Raw genomic sequence first — 5,868 nt, forward strand, 5'->3', positions numbered from 1 at the left:
GGTCGTCAATCCCGGCAGCGTCGGCCTGCAGGCCTATGACGACGACCATCCTCACCCGCATGTGGTGGAAAACGGTGCGCCGCACGCGCGCTACGCGGTCGTGGAAAAAACGGCCCAGGGCTGGCGGGTGGACTTGCGCGCAGTGCCCTACGACCATATGACGGCATCCAAAGCGGCATTTGGGCGCGGGCGCCCCGACTGGGCGTATGCCCTGGCGACCGGTTGGGCACAACGCGGCAGTTAACAAAGTGCTATTAAAAACATAGCTGCTGGCGCAATATCTGATTGGGCAGCAGCCACTTTTGGCTTAAAAAGAGCCCGCCACGCTGCCTGGAGGCCGCTTTCGGCGGTTTTTTCATGCGGCTACGCACTCCCCGCAGCGCCGGCGCCCCGGGTGGCTGCGAAAATAAGGCCATGAACTTCCAGAAAATCATTGTTCCCGTGGCCGGCATCGCCGGGGTCTTGCTGGCGTACCGCTTTTACGGCTGGGCCGGTGTAGCCGCCGCCGCCAGCGCCCTCGTGATGTGGGTGCTGCTGCATTTCACCCGCATGATGYAGGTCTTGAAGCGTGCAGCCAACCGGCCCATCGGTCATGTCGACAGCGCGGTCATGCTCAACGCCAAGCTCCGGCCCGGCATGACATTGCTGCATGTGGTGGCGATGACGCGGGCGCTGGGCCTGCTGCAGTCGGCCAAGGACGAGCAGCCCGAAATCTTCCGCTGGACAGACGGTTCCGAGTCGCATGTCACCTGCACCTTTGTGGGCGGCAAACTGTCGCACCATGAACTCTTCCGCCCCGTGCCCGCGGATTCGCCTGAGGCCGGGGGCGCAGCGCCGCCCGCACCGTAAAATCGGACTTTCGGGCTTTGCACCGCCTCCCGGGGTTGCCGGCAGGCGGGTGCGGCCGATGGCCAAAAATCATTCCACGACACTCATCACAGGATCAGCATCATGTCCCCAGTAGCACCTTCCATGGCAGACCGCGACGGCAAAATCTGGATGGACGGCCAGATGGTCGACTGGCGCGACGCCAAGATCCACGTGCTGAGCCACACCCTGCATTACGGCTGCGGCGCGTTTGAAGGCGTGCGGGCCTACAACGCCCAGGGCGGCACGGCGATCTTCCGGCTGCAAGAGCACACCGAGCGCCTCTTCAACAGCGCCAAGATCCTGCGCATGAAGATTCCCTTTAGCCAGGACGAAGTCAACGAAGCCACGAAAGCCGTCGTGCGCGAGAACAAGCTGGAGTCCTGCTACATCCGCCCGCTGACCTGGATCGGCTCGCAAAAACTCGGCGTCAGCCCCAAGGGCAACCAGATCCACCTGATGGTCGCGGCCTGGCCCTGGGGCGCCTACCTTGGCGAAGAAGGCATGAAGCGCGGCATCCGTGTGAAGACCTCCAGCTATACCCGCCACCACGTCAACATCACCATGACGCAGGCCAAGGCGGTGAGCAATTACACCAACTCCATCCTCGCCAACATGGAAGCGCTGGATGACGGCTACGATGAAGCGCTGCTGCTCGACGCGTCGGGCTTTGTCAGCGAAGGCGCGGGCGAAAACATTTTTGTGATCAAGGGCGGCGTGGTCTACACGCCCGACCTGTCTGCCGGCGCCCTCAACGGCATCACGCGCAACACCATCCTGCACATCTGCAAGGACCTGGGCCTGGAACTCGTGCAAAAACGCATCACGCGCGACGAGGTGTATATCTCCGACGAAGCCTTCTTCACCGGCACGGCCGCCGAAGTCACGCCCATCCGCGAACTCGACCGCATTGAAATCGGCGCCGGCTCGCGCGGCCCCATCACCGAGAAAATCCAGAGCGCGTTCTTTGACATCGTCAACGGCCGCAATCCCAAGTACGCTCATTGGTTGGCGAAAGTGTGAGCCCCCACGCTTGTCACTGCGTGTACTACGCTGCCCCCCGAGGGGGCCGTGCCTTGCTTGGGGCGGCCCGGCGCGGCGGCGTCTTTAACTAAAAAGGACTTTATGACCACGACGACTCTCCATTCATCCGCTGTCGAACTGCTGGCCTCCGACCTGAACGCCCAGGGCGGGGTCTACTGCCCCAGCCCCAAAGCCGACATGAAAATCTGGAACAGCCACCCCAAGGTCTACCTGGACGTGGCCCGCACCGGCCAGGCCAAGTGCCCGTATTGCGGCACGGTTTACGCGCTGAAAGCCGGCGAGCACTTCGGCGCTGGACATTGACCCACCCCCGAATCGGCCTGCGGCCGCTTCCCCCTCAAGGGGGCGCCATCTGCGGCCCGGCAAAGCCGGTTTCGCGCTGGCATTGGAAGGGAAGGCCACATGCCTGAGTCACTAATAATTTCGCCACAATGGATCGGGGATGCGGTGATGACGGAGCCGCTGATGCGCCGCCTGCATGCGCGTGGGGAACGCCTCACGGTAGGCGCCTTGCCCTGGGTGGCGCCGGTTTACCGGGCGATGCCGCAGGTGGCCGATGTCATTGAGTTCCCTTTCGCGCACGGCGGCCTGCAATTCCGCGAGCGTCGTGCGATCGCCAAACGCATCGAGGGTCGCTTCGACAAGGCCTATGTGCTGCCCAACTCGCTGAAAAGCGCGTTGCTGCCTTTTCTGGCCAGCATTCCGGAGCGCATCGGCTACTTTGGCGAAGCCCGCGTGGGCCTGCTCACGCACCGGCTTAAAAACCCCAAGAACAAGCCCCCCATGGTGGCGTTTTATTCAGCGTTGAGCGGTGGGGCGGACCTCGACAAAGACCGGCCGCAACTGCAGATGGCGCCAGCTGAAATTGAGCAGGTTCTGGCTGAACTGGGCCTGCAACGTGGCGGCTATTACGTGTTTGCGCCCGGTGCCGAATACGGCCCTGCCAAGCGCTGGCCCGCCCGTCACTTTTCAGAACTCGCCGCGCGGCTGGCTTTGCCGGTGATGTTGCTGGGCTCCGGCAAGGAAGCGGCGCTCTGCGAAGAAATTGCCGCGCCGGTGAACGCAGCGCAGCCCGGCAAGTGCCTGAACTTCGCGGGCAAGACCTCGCTGGTACAGGCGTTGTGCCTGATCGCCGCAAGCCAGAGCACGGTCAGCAATGACTCGGGACTGATGCACGTGGCTGCGGCCTTCGGTGTGTCGCAAGTGGCGATCTTCGGCTCATCCAGTCCGCTGCACACGCCGCCATTAAGCGACAAGGCCACTGTGCTGTGGCTCAAAGCCGATGCAGCCTACCAGCCGCCGCTGGACTGCGCACCCTGCTTCGAGCGCGAATGCCCGCTGGGCCATACGCGCTGCCTGAACGATTTGGGCGCCGAGCGGGTGCTTGCGGCGCTGCCACCGGTTTCCCGGGTGGAAAGTTAGGCCGGTCAGGCGGGGAAGGCCGCCAGCGGCGAAAAACCCGGTTTGCCCTGGGTCGGCGTACGCGCCACATTCATCACCCAGCACACCATCACAAAATAGCCGGCGAGGCTGACCAGCTCGACCACACCCTGTTCGCCGAAAGTTTCCACTGCCGCGGCGTAGGTGGCGTCGCAGCAGCCATGCTGGCGCAGCACTTCGAACGTGAGGTCCAGCGCGACGGCCTCATCGGCGGCCGGTTCACGGGGCTGCCTGCCTTCGGCGATCGCGTCCACAGTGGCCTGGCTCACGCCCGCAGCCACCGCCAGCGGCGCATGCATCAGCCATTCAAACTGGTTGGCGGTATGGCGGGCCGCCACGCAGGTAATGAGTTCGCGGATGCGCGCGTCCAGTGCGCTTTCAAAGCGCAGGTAAGCCCCCACGTCGCCAATGCGGCCCATGAGCTGCGGGCTGCGCAGCAGGGGRATGAAGGGGCCAAACACGGCCTTGCGCGGGCCGGCGATCAGTGCGTCCGCAGCGGCCTGCTGCGCGGGTGACATGGCCTCCCGCGGCATCAGCGGCATCCGGTCTTCGGCAAGCGGGAAGAAGCCCTGGGGGACGGCGAGAGTTGGGGGTGTGGTGGCAAGGCTCATGGGGTTCCTGTGGGTGGCTGAATCCCTGAGCGTATCAAAGGGCGCTCCGCCATGTCTTCAGGCAAAAAAAAGCCACCGCGAGGTGGCTTTTGCAAACTTCTTCCGTGAGGAAGATGTCGTTGGGAATCATTGAAATGTTTCACCGACGTTTGGTTTTTTAGTCCCTTTTAATTCCCCTGTTCCCCTACCCATTGTTGTGACAGCAACGGAAAGAAATGTCGGTGATTACACCCTGTCTGACCATTCTCCAAATAGAGGAGACACGCGGTTTAGTGTTGTTGGAGGCCATTTTTCGTGATTTATTTCACGTTTATGGATGGACAACCGGCAATTCAACAACAAAAGTCGCGCCGCCGCCGGGCCGGGCTTCGCAGCGAACGCTGCCCCCATGGCGCTGGCTGATCGACTTCACCAGGGCCAGGCCGAGCCCCACGCCGCCTTCGCGTTCACTGGCGCCGGGCAGGCGGTAAAAAGGCTCAAAAATACGCTCACGCTGCTCGGCGGGCACGCCTGGGCCGCGGTCATGGACCTTGATCACGGCCCGCTGTTTTGCCCCGGCCCGGGCCTGTGCCAGCTCCAGGCTGATCTCGCCGGTGCTATAGCGCCGCGCGTTTTCCAGCAGATTACGGATCAGCCGGCGCAAGAGGCGTGGAGAACCCTGCACCGTCAGGCTGTGGCTATCGGCATCAATGCCCAGACCGGCGCCAGGGCCGCTGGCATCCTGGTCCAGCTCGGCGCTCAATTCCGCATTGACGCGCGAGCATTCTTCCGCCGCCAGGCCGGTGAGGTCCAGGGTTTCAAAAGGCTCCGCGTCGGCCTGCTTGGCGTCGAGGCGGCTGGCCAACAGGATCTCATCGATCAGTTGGTCGAGTTCGGAGATGCTGCGGGAAATTTCCTTGCGCTGCGGCGATGCGGCGTCGGTGCCCATGAGTTCCAGCCCCATGCGGATACGCGCCAGCGGTGAGCGCAATTCGTGCGACGCGTTGGCCAGCAGCGATTTGTGCGACTCCATCAGGGTTTCGATACGCTCGGCCGCGTGGTTGAAGCGCCTGGCCAGGAAGGCCACCTCGTCCTTGCCGTCTGCATTGACGCGGGCCGACAAATCACCGGCGCCCCAGCGCTCCACGCCGCGCTGCAGGGCTTCCAGCCGCAGCGTCAACCTTCGCATCACGGGGTAGGCGCCCAGCGCCACGGCCAGGCCGACGACGACCAGCATCCAGCCAAAACCAAACGGAGGGCGATTCCACGGGTTATTGCCGGGTGGGCGTTTGGGCCGCGGCAACACCAGGTTCAGCGTCTGGCCGTCTTTGGTCAACACGTCAAATTCCAGGCCGTCACCGGGTTTGCGGTCGGGCTTGGTCTGCGCCGTGCCGATGACTTCGCCCTTGTCGTTGTGCACCAGCACTTCGCGTATCGGCAGCTGCGGCGGGTCGGCGCTCAGGCGCCACGCCGCGCCCACCAGAAAAGTGAGGACCAGCACTGTAGCGACAACAGCCAGCCAGATTCGCACATAGAGGTGCGATGTAAAACGTCCCCACATAAGAATCTAGTCCTGCTGTTTGGCAAAAACGTAGCCGACACCGCGCACCGTCAGAATGCGCTTGGGGTCTTTTGCGTCGGCCTCGATGGCGCTGCGGATGCGGCCCATGTGCACGTCGATGGAACGGTCAAAGGCCTCGAGTTCGCGGCCGCGTACGGCTTCCATGATCTGGTCGCGGCTCAGCACGCGGCCTGCACGTTCGGCCAGCGCCACCAGCAGGTCGAACTGGTAAGACGTCAGCTCGCAGGTGTTGCCGGACACCGATACGGTGCGTGCATCGCGGTCAATCTCCAGCGAACCGAAGCGCATGACCTTGTGGCCGCCGCTGGAGGCTGCCGCACCCGTTTCGCCGCCGCGGCGCAGCAC

General features: G+C 63.6%; 7 protein-coding genes and 1 pseudogene. 5 read left to right on the forward strand and 3 right to left on the reverse strand.

The features are described 5' to 3' along the window. The 5 genes and pseudogenes from AC1DWI_RS11770 to waaF form a co-directional block, all read left to right on the forward strand. Nucleotides 1-244 (forward strand): annotated as a pseudogene (locus AC1DWI_RS11770) (metallophosphoesterase family protein); the annotation flags it as partial. Nucleotides 245-414: 170 nt separating this feature from the next. Further along, nucleotides 415-849, forward strand: a complete 435-nt coding sequence (locus tag AC1DWI_RS11775; protein WP_477724884.1) for a glycerate kinase — start codon at nt 415-417, stop codon at nt 847-849. Nucleotides 850-951: 102 nt separating this feature from the next. Next, nucleotides 952-1,890, forward strand: a complete 939-nt coding sequence (locus AC1DWI_RS11780) for a branched-chain amino acid transaminase (RefSeq protein WP_477670269.1) — start codon at nt 952-954, stop codon at nt 1,888-1,890. A 102-nt stretch (nt 1,891-1,992) separates the two neighbouring features. Beyond that, a complete protein-coding gene (locus tag AC1DWI_RS11785; RefSeq protein ID WP_477670268.1) occupies nt 1,993-2,214 on the forward strand; it encodes a zinc-finger domain-containing protein in 222 nt (73 codons plus the stop codon). 99 nt (nt 2,215-2,313) lie between these two features. Continuing rightward, nucleotides 2,314-3,333: a lipopolysaccharide heptosyltransferase II gene (gene waaF / locus AC1DWI_RS11790; protein WP_477670267.1), complete on the forward strand. Its 1,020-nt coding sequence runs from the start codon at nt 2,314-2,316 to the stop codon at nt 3,331-3,333. A 5-nt stretch (nt 3,334-3,338) separates the two neighbouring features. On the opposite strand, the gene AC1DWI_RS11795 is transcribed toward waaF, so the two are convergent. From AC1DWI_RS11795 to AC1DWI_RS11805, 3 genes are all read right to left on the reverse strand, one after another. Further along, on the reverse strand, nt 3,339-3,962 hold the full coding sequence (locus AC1DWI_RS11795; RefSeq protein WP_477670266.1) for a carboxymuconolactone decarboxylase family protein: 624 nt from the start codon (nt 3,960-3,962) through the stop codon (nt 3,339-3,341). A gap of 310 nt (nt 3,963-4,272) precedes the next feature. After that, nucleotides 4,273-5,502, reverse strand: a complete 1,230-nt coding sequence (locus tag AC1DWI_RS11800; RefSeq protein ID WP_477670265.1) for an ATP-binding protein — start codon at nt 5,500-5,502, stop codon at nt 4,273-4,275. 6 nt (nt 5,503-5,508) lie between these two features. Beyond that, nucleotides 5,509-5,868: winged helix-turn-helix domain-containing protein (locus AC1DWI_RS11805; RefSeq protein WP_477724885.1), on the reverse strand; the 360-nt coding region annotated here is incomplete at its 5' end.

The sequence above is a fragment of the Polaromonas sp. P3_C2 genome, from assembly GCF_056402675.1.

Bases quoted from the DNA above. Each gene is read 5' to 3' on its own strand.
- AC1DWI_RS11780 (WP_477670269.1), top strand. From the start codon at position 952: ATGTCCCCAGTAGCACCTTCCATGGCAGACCGCGACGGCAAAATCTGG.
- AC1DWI_RS11785 (WP_477670268.1), top strand. From the start codon at position 1,993: ATGACCACGACGACTCTCCATTCATCCGCTGTCGAACTGCTGGCCTCC.
- waaF (WP_477670267.1), top strand. From the start codon at position 2,314: ATGCCTGAGTCACTAATAATTTCGCCACAATGGATCGGGGATGCGGTG.
- AC1DWI_RS11800 (WP_477670265.1), bottom strand. From the start codon at position 5,502: ATGTGGGGACGTTTTACATCGCACCTCTATGTGCGAATCTGGCTGGCT.